14 protein-coding genes are annotated in these 13,648 nt (G+C 55.8%); 6 read left to right on the forward strand and 8 right to left on the reverse strand.

Annotated elements, in window-relative coordinates:
- Positions 1–11: 11 nt before the first annotated feature.
- Positions 12–410 carry a hypothetical protein gene (locus tag QCD60_RS17135; protein ID WP_279787372.1) on the forward strand — a complete coding sequence of 133 codons (399 nt, stop codon included), beginning with the start codon at positions 12–14 and terminating at the stop codon, positions 408–410.
- 7 nt (positions 411–417) lie between these two features.
- On the opposite strand, the gene QCD60_RS17140 is transcribed toward QCD60_RS17135, so the two are convergent.
- Positions 418–924, reverse strand: coding sequence for a M48 family metallopeptidase (locus QCD60_RS17140; protein ID WP_279787374.1), 507 nt, complete (start codon positions 922–924; stop codon positions 418–420).
- Between the two features lie 181 nt (positions 925–1,105).
- Between QCD60_RS17140 and QCD60_RS17145 the strand changes: the two genes are divergently transcribed.
- Positions 1,106–1,582: a hypothetical protein gene (locus tag QCD60_RS17145; RefSeq protein WP_279787376.1), complete on the forward strand. Its 477-nt coding sequence runs from the start codon at positions 1,106–1,108 to the stop codon at positions 1,580–1,582.
- A gap of 4 nt (positions 1,583–1,586) precedes the next feature.
- Here the strand turns inward: QCD60_RS17145 and QCD60_RS17150 are convergent, their stop codons facing one another.
- Positions 1,587–1,895, reverse strand: a complete 309-nt coding sequence (locus QCD60_RS17150; RefSeq protein ID WP_279787378.1) for a hypothetical protein — start codon at positions 1,893–1,895, stop codon at positions 1,587–1,589.
- A gap of 384 nt (positions 1,896–2,279) precedes the next feature.
- On the opposite strand from QCD60_RS17150, the gene QCD60_RS17155 reads away from it, so the two are divergent.
- Genes QCD60_RS17155 through QCD60_RS17165 form a run of 3 tightly spaced genes read left to right on the forward strand, consistent with a single transcriptional unit; the run spans position 2,280 to position 3,417 of the window.
- Complete coding sequence (locus QCD60_RS17155) at positions 2,280–2,942, forward strand: gamma-glutamylcyclotransferase (protein WP_279787380.1); 663 nt, start codon at positions 2,280–2,282, stop codon at positions 2,940–2,942.
- Entirely contained in the window at positions 2,939–3,076 is a 138-nt protein-coding gene (locus QCD60_RS17160; RefSeq protein ID WP_279787382.1) for a hypothetical protein, read from the forward strand. The genes QCD60_RS17155 and QCD60_RS17160 overlap by 4 nt, the downstream gene beginning before the upstream one ends.
- Before the next feature lie 29 nt (positions 3,077–3,105).
- Entirely contained in the window at positions 3,106–3,417 is a 312-nt protein-coding gene (locus tag QCD60_RS17165; protein ID WP_279787384.1) for an NGG1p interacting factor NIF3, read from the forward strand.
- Positions 3,418–3,630: 213 nt separating this feature from the next.
- Here QCD60_RS17165 and QCD60_RS17170 read toward each other — a convergent pair whose 3' ends face one another.
- Positions 3,631–4,068, reverse strand: a complete 438-nt coding sequence (locus QCD60_RS17170) for a GNAT family N-acetyltransferase (protein WP_279787386.1) — start codon at positions 4,066–4,068, stop codon at positions 3,631–3,633.
- Between the two features lie 144 nt (positions 4,069–4,212).
- Here QCD60_RS17170 and QCD60_RS17175 point away from each other — a divergent pair, with 144 nt between their 5' ends.
- Positions 4,213–4,641: a hypothetical protein gene (locus QCD60_RS17175; RefSeq protein ID WP_279787388.1), complete on the forward strand. Its 429-nt coding sequence runs from the start codon at positions 4,213–4,215 to the stop codon at positions 4,639–4,641.
- A gap of 193 nt (positions 4,642–4,834) precedes the next feature.
- Here QCD60_RS17175 and QCD60_RS17180 read toward each other — a convergent pair whose 3' ends face one another.
- The 5 genes from QCD60_RS17180 to QCD60_RS17200 form a co-directional block, all read right to left on the reverse strand.
- Positions 4,835–5,935, reverse strand: coding sequence for a two-component system response regulator (locus QCD60_RS17180; protein WP_279787390.1), 1,101 nt, complete (start codon positions 5,933–5,935; stop codon positions 4,835–4,837).
- 120 nt (positions 5,936–6,055) lie between these two features.
- The gene (locus QCD60_RS17185; RefSeq protein ID WP_279787392.1) at positions 6,056–10,882 is read right to left on the reverse strand and encodes a response regulator; all 4,827 of its coding nucleotides are present in this window, start codon (positions 10,880–10,882) and stop codon (positions 6,056–6,058) included.
- A 485-nt stretch (positions 10,883–11,367) separates the two neighbouring features.
- Positions 11,368–11,865, reverse strand: a complete 498-nt coding sequence (locus QCD60_RS17190; RefSeq protein WP_347950210.1) for an HAD family acid phosphatase — start codon at positions 11,863–11,865, stop codon at positions 11,368–11,370.
- Positions 11,866–11,932: 67 nt separating this feature from the next.
- The gene (locus QCD60_RS17195) at positions 11,933–12,505 is read right to left on the reverse strand and encodes a histidine phosphatase family protein (protein ID WP_279787396.1); all 573 of its coding nucleotides are present in this window, start codon (positions 12,503–12,505) and stop codon (positions 11,933–11,935) included.
- Between the two features lie 87 nt (positions 12,506–12,592).
- Positions 12,593–13,645, reverse strand: coding sequence for an MBL fold metallo-hydrolase (locus tag QCD60_RS17200; protein ID WP_279787398.1), 1,053 nt, complete (start codon positions 13,643–13,645; stop codon positions 12,593–12,595).
- Positions 13,646–13,648 lie beyond the last annotated feature (3 nt).

Genomic DNA, 13,648 nt, shown 5'->3' on the forward strand with positions numbered 1-13,648 from the left:
AGGAGCCTTACATGATCAGTGATGAAGATCAGCTATTCCTGCAGGCTTTTGAGGGGCTGGCGTTGCCAGCAGAGCAGTTCAAGCATCGCAATCATGTGCGACTGGCATGGCTTCTGCTGCAGCTGGAGGCTGATTACGAGCTGGCTTTCAGCCGGTTGGCGGAAGGGATTCGCCGCTATGCCACCCATCTGGGAGTGCCAGATCTGTATCATGCTACTTTGACTGATGCGATGTTACGGCTGGTGGAAGAGAGACAGCACAATGGGCGTTATATAACCTGGCAACAGCTACTGGAGGCTCATCCGGAGTTACTGTCACAGGGGAAAGAGCTGGTTGCTGAGCGTTATTCCTCCACTTTGCTGGCCTCATCTGCTGCCAGACAACAGGTGCTGCCTCCAGACTTGCAATAACGCTGGGTTACACGGCTGACCCTGTCAGTAGCTCCTGTTGGGTCAGATAAAGGCGCATGTCGAACTCAAGCTGGTGATAGTGAGGTTCCATGTGCAGACAAAGCTGGTAAAACGCCTTGTTGTGATCACGCTCACGCAGATGAGCCAGCTCATGCACTACGATCACGCGCAAGAACGCCATCGGGGCTTTGCGAAACAGCGCTGCAATCCGAATTTCCTTCTTGTTCTTCAGTTTGCCACCCTGGATGCGGGAAATGCTGGTATGTAATCCCAGAGCATGCTGCAGCACATTTATCTTGCTGTCGTAACAGACTTTGCTGATGGGGGGAGCGGTGCGCAGATAGCGATTCTTCAGCTCCTGAGTGTAGTCGTATAGGGCGCGGTCACTGATGACATCGTGGCCATCGGGATAACGTTGATTCAGCCAGCTACCTAACTGCTGACGGTCGATCAGCGTGCGGACTTGTTGCAGCAGGTGGTCAGGATAGCCGTTCAGGTAGCGTAGTGTAGTCATGTGGCGGGTGCTGTTAATTGAACAGGTTGGGTTGTTGTGCTGGTCGAAGGGCTCCATGATAACAGGACAGCTTTCGTTGCCCTACACGTCGTCATCGGGATCACCGGTTCAGGATGAAAGACGAAAAGGGCAATGACTATCACTACGGAAAAGCATTACTACGGGAAAAGGAGTGCAAAGGATGCGGGTACTGACCTCAGCAATTGCAGGAGGGCTACTGGTCACGCTGGTGGGTTGCAGTGCAACGGTGCCGAAAGCAACCAGGTCTGATGCCAGCGAGTCTCTCTACCAGCGTTACCGACAGTATGTCGCAGTAGTCCAGGCGGAGCAGGCGGACAAGGACTATCCACAGTACTTCAGCCATCGTATCGTCGATGTGGCAGGGGCTCATCAGGATGCCCGTGACCAGCTTTGGTTTCCTACCTATATGAAACATGAAGTGGAACATCATGAGAGCGCGGCAGGGACTACCAGGCATTGCCTGCTGGTCAACGGCTACGATATCAACGATGAACCTATGACTTTCAGTCTGGAGTACCTGCACGAGCAAGGGCAGTGGCTGATCGATGGGGTCAATGTGGCGCTGTACAAAAGTGCTGATGCCTTTCCCCGGCACGTCAAATGCCCTGATGAGATAGGTGGCCTGTCGGCCCAGTGATCTGTCAGAACAGGGTCGCTGGCGGGCAGATGGCCCATGCGGAGCTGCTGAGAATGAGACAGCCAAGCAGGATCAGCAGATTGCGTCGGGCGGATCGCCCCTTGCCCTTCATGGCCTGATAGACACTAGCCAGCAGGAGCATCAGTGCAAAAGTGGCCATGGCCAGCCACAGTATCATCTCAATACTGAGCAGTAGCGGACTGGGAGCCTGATGCAAGGCAATGATCCGGTGAGCCACGCTGGTCGCCAGCAACAACAGGCCTAGCAGTAGAGGAAGGGCGCGGGTGAGCAGTATCTTGACTGGGCTGGACACTAGGCACGGTTTCCTTGTGATGAGTCACGCAGACGGCTTTTTTGAACAGACTGCATTGTGAGCACTCCCTTTGGCATGGTGGCCGACAATCCGGAATCACCTGAATGTGCCTGATCTCAGAGGTGGTCACGAACTTGCGGGCCTCATCGATCGTTTCTACGGTCGATTCAACACAGAGCCGACGCAACGGGTCGTGAACAAGTGCATACAAGGCGCATCTTTGCGGATACGGGCAGCCACCTTGTTAAGGTAGCAGAGTAACGCCGGGGATCAATGTCGGCGAGCCTGGCATAGAGGAATGATTTAGTGCTGATATACGAGCGTATTGGCAGATAAATTGCTGCCATTCTCACTACCAATTCACTTTTACAGCACTGACAGGTTATGACGTTCTCAACGGCGATGTCACATTCCAGCACCCACCGCTGCCAGGAAGCTCGCATTGCGCAGCCACCGTCCGGTAGCCTGTGGGTATTTGGCTACGGCTCGCTGATCTGGCGGCCAGATTTCCCTTTTATTGAGGCCCATGAGGCGCTGCTTTATGGCTACCATCGCTCGTTGTGCGTGTGGTCCCATGTGAATCGTGGCACTCCCGATCAGCCTGGGTTGGTATTCGGACTTGATCAGGGCGGTTGCTGCCGTGGGCGGGTTTATCGAGTGGATGAAGCCACACAATGGCAGGTGCTGAGTTATCTGGCGGAGCGTGAGCTGACAACGGCTGTGTATCAGCCTCGCTATCTGTGGGTGCATACCGATCAGGGCCGGCAACATGCCCTGTGTTTTGTTGTGGATAAAACCCACCATCAGTATGCGGGAGTGCTCACGCCTGACAAGGCCGCATTGGCTGTTGCTCGTGCAGTGGGGAAGAGTGGGCGCAGTCTGGATTATCTTGCCGCTACCCTGTCTGAACTGGAGGCACGGGGGCTGCCCAGTCGTCATCTGCAGAGTATTCTGCAACAGGCTCAGACACTGTCTTGTGCTGATTTTGCTCGTACGGACTGCGGCGAGCTGGTACAGGTGCCTGACGTGATGAAGGAGTCGCTATGACAACGAAACGGAATGGCAGCAATGCCCGAAAGAAGCCCTGTGCCACCTGCATGACATTGCGCTGGCTGGTGCTTGTCATGGTTGTGCTGTTTCTATTGCTGATGCTGCAAATGAGTCATCTGGCGGGAAGCTGATGAAAGTCGGTAAGGGGAAAGGTCAAGTCATGTACAAGCTGGTGTTTTTTGTCCCTGAAAGTCATCTGCAGCAAGTCAAAGACGCTGTTTTCGCCACAGGGGCGGGTCGTATTGGCAACTATGAAGCCTGCTGTTTTCAACTCAAGGGGGTAGGGCAGTTTCGTCCTCTGGCGGGCAGTCAGCCCTTTATTGGTGATGAAGGGCGTCTGCAGCAGGTGGAAGAGTGGCGGGTTGAGCTGGTTGCAGCGGATGCAGTGATTGCTGATGCCGTTGCTGCATTAAAGCAGGCTCACCCCTACGATGAAGTGGCCTATGAGGTCTGGCCGCTGTCGTCGTTTTAACAGGTCGTTGAAAATCTATCTGCGTTGCCGGGTACCGCGTCAAAAACAGGCTCACAGCCACAGGCTGAACGTGCTTTAGCACGGCCCCAAAGGGGCGAGCGGAGCGAGTCAAATGCTCATTTAGTCCACTAATCTCCGCTTTTTCGCCTGTTTCTTGTGCCCTCGGGGTATTTCCTTGTCTCGACTGCCTCGATAACGTTTTTTAACAGCCTGTTAATGCCGGAGTAGCGACTTGCGATAGATATATTGATTGTTCTGACACTGAAATCCTTCCGCTTGAAAGAACAGCTGCCGACCATCCTGATGGGCGTCAGCTGAACCCAGCAGCACTGTGCAATGCTGCTGAATGATCCAGCTTTCTGCATGCTGCAGCAGTTTGCGTCCTGTACCCTGCCCCTGATAGGGCGCCTCGATGCCCAGGCCCTGAATCAATGCCTGCCTGCCACAATCCAGCGAAAACACGATAGCGATATGCAGCCAGCCACAAAGGTGCCCGGTAGGGGTACAGGCTACCCAGATTCGATGATCGGCCATCGCACAGAGGCGAATCATTCTCGAGGTGAGCAGTTCGTTATCTGCAGGTGAGCCCAGGTGAATACAGAGGCGTGCCAGTGCTGCGGCATCGTCAGGAATAGCTTGGCGGATATGCATGGATTTCTGAGGCTCCTGATGGTCACAGGTTCAAAATGGAAAGGTAACGATTCAAGTTGCACTGAGTAAGCCTTCACAAGTGTAGTTGGTGATGGCGGCGTATGCGCAGTCTGGCGGCTCAAGGTAGTGGTTTGTGAGCTAAAGATGCCTTCTTCTCCTGTTTGCCTGCCACAGAGGGCATGTAGCTGCAAAAAAACGGTTGCCTTCAGCTATGGAAAGCAATATTTAGAAAGTGGCAATTTTCATCAAAAGACACAGGCGCGCACCTGTGTCCGGATCGGTCTATATTCTGTCAATCCCCACTCTGAATTCAGGCTGGGGGAAATCCTGGTGACTCATTGGTTGGGAGAGAAGACAGCCATGCGTTGGGAGGTTATGCGTCTTGAAGAACAGATTGCTCAGGTCGAGAAGCGTCTCGAATGGGCAGTCGAGAGAGATGATGAAGCGTTGCAAGACAAGCTTGAGGAGCAGCTGGAGGCGCTGGAAAATCGCCTGGCGCACCTGCAGGGAGAGCGGATTGCTGACGCGACAACAGAAAGCGGAGAGGCGGCGGCACCAGAAACAGAAGAGTAAACGGCGGTTCTCTGGCAGCAACACTGGCAAGAAAATCCGCTGGTTCTTCTTGCCGGTCAGCCATTCATTCATGCATGCAGATTGAGTGAGGACAGCTGGCTCGCGAAAATCCTTACTTGCTCGCGGAAGCCCTTAGTAGCACCAGAGCCTGCTGCGCCTCCTCACACTTAGCCTGAATAGCAAGATAAAAGCCTTACTGATCTGAGAACCGTTTCGATATCTCGATAAATTGTTGCTGGATTGTCAGAAAGGCATCAACGACATCGGGATCAAAATGCTTGCCACGGCCTTCGACGATAATGTCCCGGGCCTGTTCGTGCGGCATGGCAGGTTTATAAATGCGTTTGTTGATCAGCGCGTCATACACATCGGCCAGCGCCATCAGCCGCGCAGCCACAGGAATGTCATCGCCTTTGAGCTGTTGAGGGTAGCCTGAACCATCCCATTTCTCATGATGGGAATAGGCAATCTCCTTGGCAAAGGTCAAAAAGGGCACTTCCCGACCTAATGTCTGCTCCGCATTGATAATTACATCACGCCCTTTTTCAGGGTGCGCCTTCATGATTTCAAACTCATTTGGCTCATAGCGGCCGGGCTTGAGCAAAATAGGGTCTGGAATACCCACCTTGCCGATGTCATGCAGTGGTGCGGACTTGAATAATAAATCGATGTTCTTGCTTGTCAGTGCGGCTGAAAAGCGCGGATTGTCTTTCAGGTATTCAGCCAGGGCTTTGACATAATGCTGGGTGCGGCGGATATGGTTGCCTGTCTCGTTATCACGGGTTTCTGCCAGCGAGGCCAGGGCCATGATGGTTACGTCCTGTATGGCATGCACCTCTTCGGTTCTGCGGTTGACCTCACGCTCCAGAAAGGCATTTTGATCGCGCAGGAAGTCGGCACTGGCTTTGAGGGTCAGATGGGTTTTTACCCTCGCCAGCACAATGGGCGGACTGATGGGCTTGATAATGTAGTCAACGGCACCGAGCTCCAGACCACGCTGTTCGTCTTCCATTTCCGCTTTGGCTGTCAGAAATATGACCGGGATATCCGCTGTTTCTGGGTTGGCCTTGAGCTGACGGCAGACTTCATAGCCATCCATGTCCGGCATCATGATGTCCAGCAGGATCAGATCAGGGTGGGGGGCTGCCGTGGCAATACGTAAACCACGCTCGCCATTGTTGGCGACCTTCACTTTATAGGTATCCTTCAGCAACGCTGCCATCAGGGTGAGATTGTCCGGGGTGTCGTCCACTACCAGAATAGTGTCGCGTTCACCGGTTAGACTTCCCGTCATGGGGTACTCCATTTTCCGCATTCGGCTTCGGCCGCAGGGCAAGATGCCTGGCGGGAAGCCATTGATATCTGTTCGGCACGGCTGTGTTCATAGGGTTGGCTCGTACACAGCGCGGTGCATTTATTTATTGCTGAAGTCATTGGTCTGGGCTCGCTGTTGCAGCGTGGCAAGTGCGGTTTCGAAGTCAAAGGTCAGTACGGCGTTCTGAACGTCGCGAAAGCCTGTGCCCAGCGCCGCACGCAGTTGATCGTTATAGCGCTCCAGATAGTCCGATGCCTCTGCGTCATTGTCAGCCAGCAGCCTCTGCAGATGCTCAAGCGCTTCACGTTGTTCAGTGGAGGAGTGCTGGCTCTGTTCAGGCGTCTCATCGTGACGAAGGCTGCGCTTCAGCTCGCTGATGAGCTGGCTATGGAGTGTCTCTGCACGTGCCAGCGCAGTATGGTCAGTGTTGATCAACTGTTCGCCCAGCAGCATCTCCAGTTCGGCAGCCACACTTTCCAACTCAGTAGCGCCAATGTTGCCACTGGTACTCTTCAAGGTATGGGCAATGCGCTGCGCCGTTTCTCTTTGCTGTAACACCAGAGCTTCCCGTAGCTGGCTGATCGACAGAGACTGGCTGTCCAGATACTTGTTCAGCATTTTCAGATAAAGCTCTGCTTTACCCATGACTCTTCGCATACCGAGCTTGGTATCCAGCCCGCTGATTTCCGGGAGTTTTGGCACCTCACTGCCTTGGGGATGAGCAAGTGTGGGTGCGCCGCCGGGCTGGCTGGCAATATCGCTAACCGTAGCTGGAATCCATTGCAGCAGGGTGTGCCATAACAACTCCGGTTCAATAGGTTTGGCCAGATGATCGTTCATACCTGCTTCCAGGCATTGTTCGCGATCCCGCTGCATGGCGTTGGCCGTCATGGCCACAATGGGGAGTTTGGCGAAGGCGGGCAGGGCACGGATAGCCCGGGTTGATTCAAGGCCATCCATTACCGGCATTTGCATGTCCATCAGCACCAGGTCGTAAGGCCGCTGCTGTACCTTGTCGAGGGCGATCTTGCCGTCGGCCGCAATCTCTACCAGCAGACCGATTTCACTGAGTAGCTCATACGCCACTTCCTGATTCAGCTCGTTGTCTTCTACCAGCAGAATGCGCTTGCCTTTCAGACGGCCAAGATCAGGCATGCTGTGGCTGAGCTCCTGTCGTTCGTGAGCAATGTCCGCACGATCCACACCGAACAGCCGGATGATGGTGTCAAACAGCATGGAGGGGTTGAGTGGCTTGATCAGTACATCGCCGATACCGACCTGCTCAGCACGCTTGAGAATTTCCTCCCGGCCATAGCCGGTGACCATCACCAGATGTGGTTTGTTACGCAGCTCCAGTGTCTGGATATGGCGGGCCGTTTCACTGCCGTCCATGTCCGGCATCTGCCAGTCGAGGAAGATCAGATCGTAAGGCTGACCGGCCTGTGCGGCATCGCGGACGGCATTGAGGGCTTCGCGGCCAGAAGCGACGGCATCGACGCGGAACTGCAGGTTTTCCAGCATGTCGTTGAGCACGGCTCTGGCATTGTCGTTGTCATCCACCACCAGCACCCGCCGACCACGGACATCAGGGATAGCCAGATGCTGGCGGCTGCTGTCCTTGCCCAGCCGGGCGGTGAACCAGAAGGTTGAGCCCTGACCGAAGAGGCTGTCGACACCCACATCACCCCCCATCAGTTCGGCCAGCCGCTTGCAGATCGCCAGCCCCAGTCCGGTGCCACCGTACCGGCGGGTGGTTGAGGTGTCGGCCTGCTGGAAGCTCTGGAACAGACGCTGCATCTGCTCCTCCTTGATGCCAATGCCGGTGTCCTGCACAGCAAACCGCAGCAGCACGTCCTGCTCGGTATCTTCCAGACATTGCACCACGATCTGAATCTCGCCTTCTTCGGTGAACTTCACCGCGTTGTTGGCATAGTTGATCAGAATCTGGCCCAGGCGCAGCGGGTCACCAATCAGGGCATTGGGCACGTCCTGCGCAATGTCAAAGATCAGCTCCAGACCTTTGGCCTCGGCTTTTTCACTGATCAGATTGGCCACGTTGTCGAGTACGTTATAGAGATCGAGACTGGTGCGCTCGACATACAGTTTGCCTGCCTCGATCTTGGAGAAGTCGAGGATGTCATTGATGATGCCGAGCAGATGCTGACCGGACTGCTGGATCTTTTTCAGGTAGTCACGCTGACGGGGGCTTAGCTCGGTTTTCAGCGCAAGGTGTGACATGCCGATGATGGCATTCATTGGCGTACGGATTTCATGGCTCATATTGGCCAGGAAGTCGCCCTTGGCTTTGCTCGCTGCATCGGCTTCTTCCTTGGCTTCCGCGATAAGACGCTGAGCCTCCTTCTGCTCGGAGATATCCACATAGGTGCCGACCAGACCGCCGGGGCTGCCATCCTGCAGGGTAAAGCCGGATGCCAGATAGAGCGTCTGGTGCGGCTGTCCGTCACTGAAGCGCACCGTGATTTCACGCTGGACATGGCCAGCGCTACAGATCAGCTCGTGGCACTCTGCAGCACAGCGCTCGCGTTCTTCCTCATCAATAAAACTCAGCTCGGCCATGGCATGGCCAAGCAATGTCTCGCGTTGCACGGCGAAATGGCGCTCATAGGCCTGGTTGAAACCGAGGAAGTGCCCTTTAGCATCCAGATAAAACACCGGGTAGGGCACCGTATCGAACAGGACGTGCTGGAACGCCAGCTGTTCATTGAGCTGCTGACGGGCCTGGAACTGTTCAGTCACGTCCTGCGTGACGCCGTAGATATCACAGGGCTTCTGCCGGGCATCACGGCTGATAAAGCCAACCGAATGCAGCCATACCTGTCGACCATCACTGGGGCGGCGATAGGGGTAGGTGATATCCATGCCAGTGGCCCGGTCTTCGCGGGCATCCTCCAGCGCCTGGCGTACCTGGGCGGCGATGGCGTCATCAACCGCGGCGATATTGGCCAGCCAGTCCTGCTCCAGCCGATGGCACAGGTCATCGCTGTTGTTGCTGATACCGCAGAGGTCATCATTGCGCGGAGAGGAATTGAAGTCGTTGCGGCCATTCAGGGGGATGTGCCAGTAGCCAGCATTGGTCAGCTCCAGTGCCTTGTCAGACATACGATTGACGTGCTGAATATGCTCTTCCATGGCCTTTCGACTACTGATATCGACAATGGATACGCAGGCACACAGACCACGCCCGCCAAGACTGGGCAGACGATTGAGGGCAATCTCCAGAGCCACCTGATGGCCCTGCTTGTGCAGACCCTGGCTGTCATGGGCGGACAGATCATCACTGTCCTGGTCGGCAAAGAAGCGGCGCCATTTGTTGATAGCTTTACCGCTGCCGGAACCAGCCTTACCGCTCAGCTCTTCCAGTAACGCCGGAACAACGACTTCAGCCGGTCGACCCAGCAGCTCACCATCACTGTAACCAAAGATATGCTCAGCCAGCGGGTTGGCCAGTTCGATACTGCCGTTGTCGTTGATTACCAGCATGCCGCTGGGTGATGACTCGATCAGGCGGCGATACCAGGCTTCGGTTTCTGCCAGCTGTTCCTGCTGTGCTTCCAGCTCGACGGTCTGCTCCTCAAGATGGCGAGCCTGCTCTTCCATTTGCCGTGCCTGCGCCTGAGTGGCTTCCAGCAGCTGGCGGGTTTTCTGGGTACGCTCAAGAATTTCAAGACTCATCGCCATGACGGGCAGCAGGGCATCCAGCAGCGCGGAGGTGCGTTCACTGAATTCTTCATGAGTGGCCAGCTCCAGCACCCCAAGCAGGCGATTATTGAGGCTGACCGGAATCACCCGTATCGCGGTGGGAATGGCCTCTCCCGTCCCCGAGCGGATCAGTATGTAATCCTGTGGTGGTCGGGTGAGGGTGATGGTATTCATTTCCAGTGCGCACTGGCCGACCAGTCCCTCGCCAATATCAAAGGACTGGTTCAGAGATTTACGCTCGCTGATGCCGTAGCCACCCATCAGCCGCAACCGACGTTCGTCTTCTTCATGCAGGTAAAAGGCAGCATGACCGGTATTGAGCAGTGGCGCCACGCCGGTCAGCAGACGTTGAGCCAGCTGGGTAAAGTTATCAGCCTGCTGCATGGCTGAGCCGATGCTGGCGACATGGTGTTTGACCCATTGCTGGGTCTCCATCGCCTGATACACCTGCTGCAGACGCACGATGCCTTTAGCCATGGCGCCCATTTCGTTATTGCGTTTCTGGTAGGGAATCACTTCCTGCAGCTGACCATCAGCAATACGCAGAATGGAATCACGCAGTAACGCCAGCGGACGGCTGATAAAGCGAATAGCGCCCAGATAGATAAACAGCAGCAGTAGCGTCAGACCAATCAGGGTGGCAAGGACCACCTGACTCTTGTTCTGCGTATCGTTGGTGAGATGCTGGAAGTCATCCTGCATGCGGGCTGCCAGACTGTGGTTGAGATCATCCACGGCGTCGTTGATAGCATCCGTGGCCGCCTGATAGGGACCGTCCAGCACCAGCTCCATGGCTTCCTGCTTACCCTGCCCCTTGACCTGCCCTTCGGCAATGCTGAAGGCATGCTGCTCGATTTCGGTCAGTTTCAGCAGTTGGTCCCAGGCGGTGGCCAGTAGTTGCTGTTCCTGATCACTCAGATTGCGGCGACTGCTGTCATTGTGATCCTGAATGGTGATTGCCAGTAGCTGCTGATAACGCTGCTTGATGGCGGGCTCTGTGCTGTTGATATAACTGCGTGCCAGTCGGGTGAGATCCTGTGAGCGGTTGCGAATATCTTCACCGGCCCGCTGGGTCTGACCACGCTGGTTGGAGAAAGAAGCGATGCTCTGCTGATTATCAGTGATGTTGCGCATCATCATGATGGAGGCAAACAGCAGTACCACCAGGGGTACCAGCGTGATTTCCAGTAGGCGTTGTATGCTCATGCTGTCTCTTTCATCCGTTTACTGCTCGAATCCCTGCTGGGAGCGCGATTGACTGCTCAACTGGCCCTGCCAGCTCTGCTCAGGGAGCTATTAAGCCCCGAGCAGGTAAGGCATGCGGTGGACAGCGTGCTGGCTCATTGCCCAAACGTGAGCAACAATCTGTGACTTATAGCCCGCTACTCTCTGTCGGTATATAGCGATCACTTTTTAAAATCAGTGAGTTACGAGTCTACAGTGACCTGAGTGTCGACCCGTTTTCAGTGGTTCCGCGCCATCAGAATGACAGAGGAAAACCCCTGACCAGGAGAATAGTAAGTCAGGAAGTAAGTGTAGTAGAGGATTTTGCGAGTGCAGTATGGATCAAGGGAATGCCACTTAAGCAGCATTATTTTTGTCAGGACAGAGACAAGGCACATATCGTCTGTACCTTGTCGCTTTTAGAGTGGTTTAAATAAACGCTGGCGGCCTAGTCTTTGTGCCGGTGCTCAGAAGTTCCCCGGTGCGCACTGCAGGCAGGTTAGGCCCAGCTTGCGCCAGTTGGCTACAACGCCATCACGATCATCAATGACCAGCCAGGGCTGGAAACCATCATTGCCGATCTGTTCCAGCAGATGGCTTTTCACTTCCTCATCGCACCAGTGGTCGGTCTGCAATGGCCGCAGATAGACTGCATCGTAGGGAATACCATGAAGGTCCAGCCAGTCGAGGGTGGCCTGACGATGTGACTCAGGGCGCCCGGTACAGATGACAATCGCCTGGCCACTGACCTGCAGTAACTTCACCAGCCGCACGATAGGCGTGACGGGAGGTGCATCGGCCATAAACTCAAAGAACGGATCCCAGTGTTTCTCCTCTCCAAGTACCCAATGGCGTACGGCGTCGGGGTCGAATGTGGCGAGAGTGCCGTCGACATCCACCAGTACACAGTCGCGCAGTGTCATTGCATGTGAAGAGGCTGCTGAGACAGTCGTCGATGCATTCAAAATGAGTCTCCTGATTAAAACGGAAGAGCGTTAGTCGCCAGTCGGCGCGGAGGTTGTGAATAGCTTCTTAGTGAGAGGGGGTAGGGTGGCTCAAAGGGCTGAGCTGCCAGCCTCCCTGAGCATCAGGCTGGATCAGCATCGGCTGGACATTGCCAATACGTTCCCCATAAGGCGTGCCACTGACTGCCTGCCGAATGACCCGGAAAATCCCGGAATGAGCCACAATCAGCGGACACTCATACTGCTCCAGCAGCCGATTCAGGCTGATCAGCACACGCAGCTGGAAAGCCAGCCATGATTCTCCTCCCGGTGGAGTCTGCTCATAGGGAGGCAAGGCTGCCAGAGGTTGCCCCTCCAGCTGCCCCCAGTGACGCTCACGCAGATCATCGATCACATGGTGCGAGGCACTGGGCAGCAACAGGCTGGCGGTCTGGCGGGCACGTTGCATTGGGCTGACGGCCACCACTGACCAGTGTTGCTGGCTGACCAGCACACTGGCACTGCGCGCCTGTTGCTCACCTTCAGCGTTCAACGGGACGTCTGTGCTGCCGGCAATGATGCCCTGCCGGTTGGGAGCGGTTTCACCATGGCGGACAAATACAAAGGGTCTGGCCAGCAAGGCGGGTAAAGAAAGGGTCATCACGCTATTCCTTATTGATTGAGCGCATTGAGCCAGCGCTCAATCTGGTACTAATTCATTCCGGTAGAGAGTCATTCCGGTAGAGAGTCATTCCAGTACAAAGTCATGCTGCAGCCACAGTCTTTCGCCCAGCTGCTCCCGCCACTGCGGGCGCTGAAGAGGGCTGAACAGCGGCATCACCCGGTGGGCGTGCAGCTGCTCGGCCAGCCACAGCACATCCTGTTGCCGTGGATGAACATTCCAGCGAGTAAAACGGGCACGTCCCTCTTTTACGGCTACCTGCGCCGCGGGTGGCAGATAGCCGGTGTAGATGACCTGATGGTCGCAGGTGGGCGAGGCGATCAGCCTTCCGGCCTCACCACTCTGGCCTTCCGGATCGGCGGCTAACAGCAGCCGGGCCTGATCATCGAAGCCGCGATACTGCCGTGCCAGTTGCTGCAGGCGGACATAGGTTCCTGCAGCAAACAGTCCGGCGGGTTGTTCTAGCAGCGTCAGCAGTGCCTGATAGCAGGCGTTGTCCATCGACCAGCTGGTCAGACCCAGCTCATCAAACCACAGTGCCATTTCAATGGCCCGACCGCTGGGCGGCACCGGAAACAGGCAGGGTGCCGAGAGAAGAGGCTGCAGCGATTCCAGACAGTGTTGCTGCGAGGTCTGGTAATGGCCATAGGAGGCGTCGAGCAATGCCGTCGCCGCAGGCGGTGGCAAATCAAAAGGATAGAGCCGGGACTCCAGCGAAAAATCGCCGCTGTAGAACAATCCGCCTGCCAGTTCGAGATGCAGCCACACGCCGCCCAGCGAATGTCCGGCCCGGCCGCAGCGCAGGCGTATGCCGCCGATGTCGATGTCACCCTGCGCGGGTAACAGCCGGTGCAGACAGCCTTCCGGCAGCTGGGTTGCGACAGGGGCGGTGGCGTAGACCGGCATGGACGGCAACTGCCCGACACTGCCGATATGATCGACATGATCGTGGCTGAGGATCAGGGCGTCAGCCTCAATGCCTGCAAACCAGTCACAGGGCTGGTCAGCCTGCAACGGCCCACCGGCATCCAGCAGCAGGCGTACCTTGGGTGTGCTGATCAGGATGGCGGCAGGTGCCTTGGCATCAAAGCCGCTGAGTATCTGAATTCGGATGCTCATCGT

The sequence above is a fragment of the Pokkaliibacter sp. MBI-7 genome (genome assembly GCF_029846635.1).
GTDB lineage: Bacteria > Pseudomonadota > Gammaproteobacteria > Pseudomonadales > Balneatricaceae > Pokkaliibacter.

Coding starts and splice junctions, on each gene's coding strand:
- QCD60_RS17135 (WP_279787372.1), top strand. CDS start 12: ATGATCAGTGATGAAGATCAGCTATTCCTGCAGGCTTTTGAGGGGCTG.
- QCD60_RS17140 (WP_279787374.1), bottom strand. CDS start 924: ATGACTACACTACGCTACCTGAACGGCTATCCTGACCACCTGCTGCAA.
- QCD60_RS17145 (WP_279787376.1), top strand. CDS start 1,106: ATGCGGGTACTGACCTCAGCAATTGCAGGAGGGCTACTGGTCACGCTG.
- QCD60_RS17155 (WP_279787380.1), top strand. CDS start 2,280: ATGACGTTCTCAACGGCGATGTCACATTCCAGCACCCACCGCTGCCAG.
- QCD60_RS17160 (WP_279787382.1), top strand. CDS start 2,939: ATGACAACGAAACGGAATGGCAGCAATGCCCGAAAGAAGCCCTGTGCC.
- QCD60_RS17165 (WP_279787384.1), top strand. CDS start 3,106: ATGTACAAGCTGGTGTTTTTTGTCCCTGAAAGTCATCTGCAGCAAGTC.
- QCD60_RS17170 (WP_279787386.1), bottom strand. CDS start 4,068: ATGCATATCCGCCAAGCTATTCCTGACGATGCCGCAGCACTGGCACGC.
- QCD60_RS17175 (WP_279787388.1), top strand. CDS start 4,213: ATGCCTTCTTCTCCTGTTTGCCTGCCACAGAGGGCATGTAGCTGCAAA.
- QCD60_RS17180 (WP_279787390.1), bottom strand. CDS start 5,935: ATGACGGGAAGTCTAACCGGTGAACGCGACACTATTCTGGTAGTGGAC.
- QCD60_RS17185 (WP_279787392.1), bottom strand. CDS start 10,882: ATGAGCATACAACGCCTACTGGAAATCACGCTGGTACCCCTGGTGGTA.
- QCD60_RS17195 (WP_279787396.1), bottom strand. CDS start 12,505: ATGACCCTTTCTTTACCCGCCTTGCTGGCCAGACCCTTTGTATTTGTC.
- QCD60_RS17200 (WP_279787398.1), bottom strand. CDS start 13,645: ATGAGCATCCGAATTCAGATACTCAGCGGCTTTGATGCCAAGGCACCT.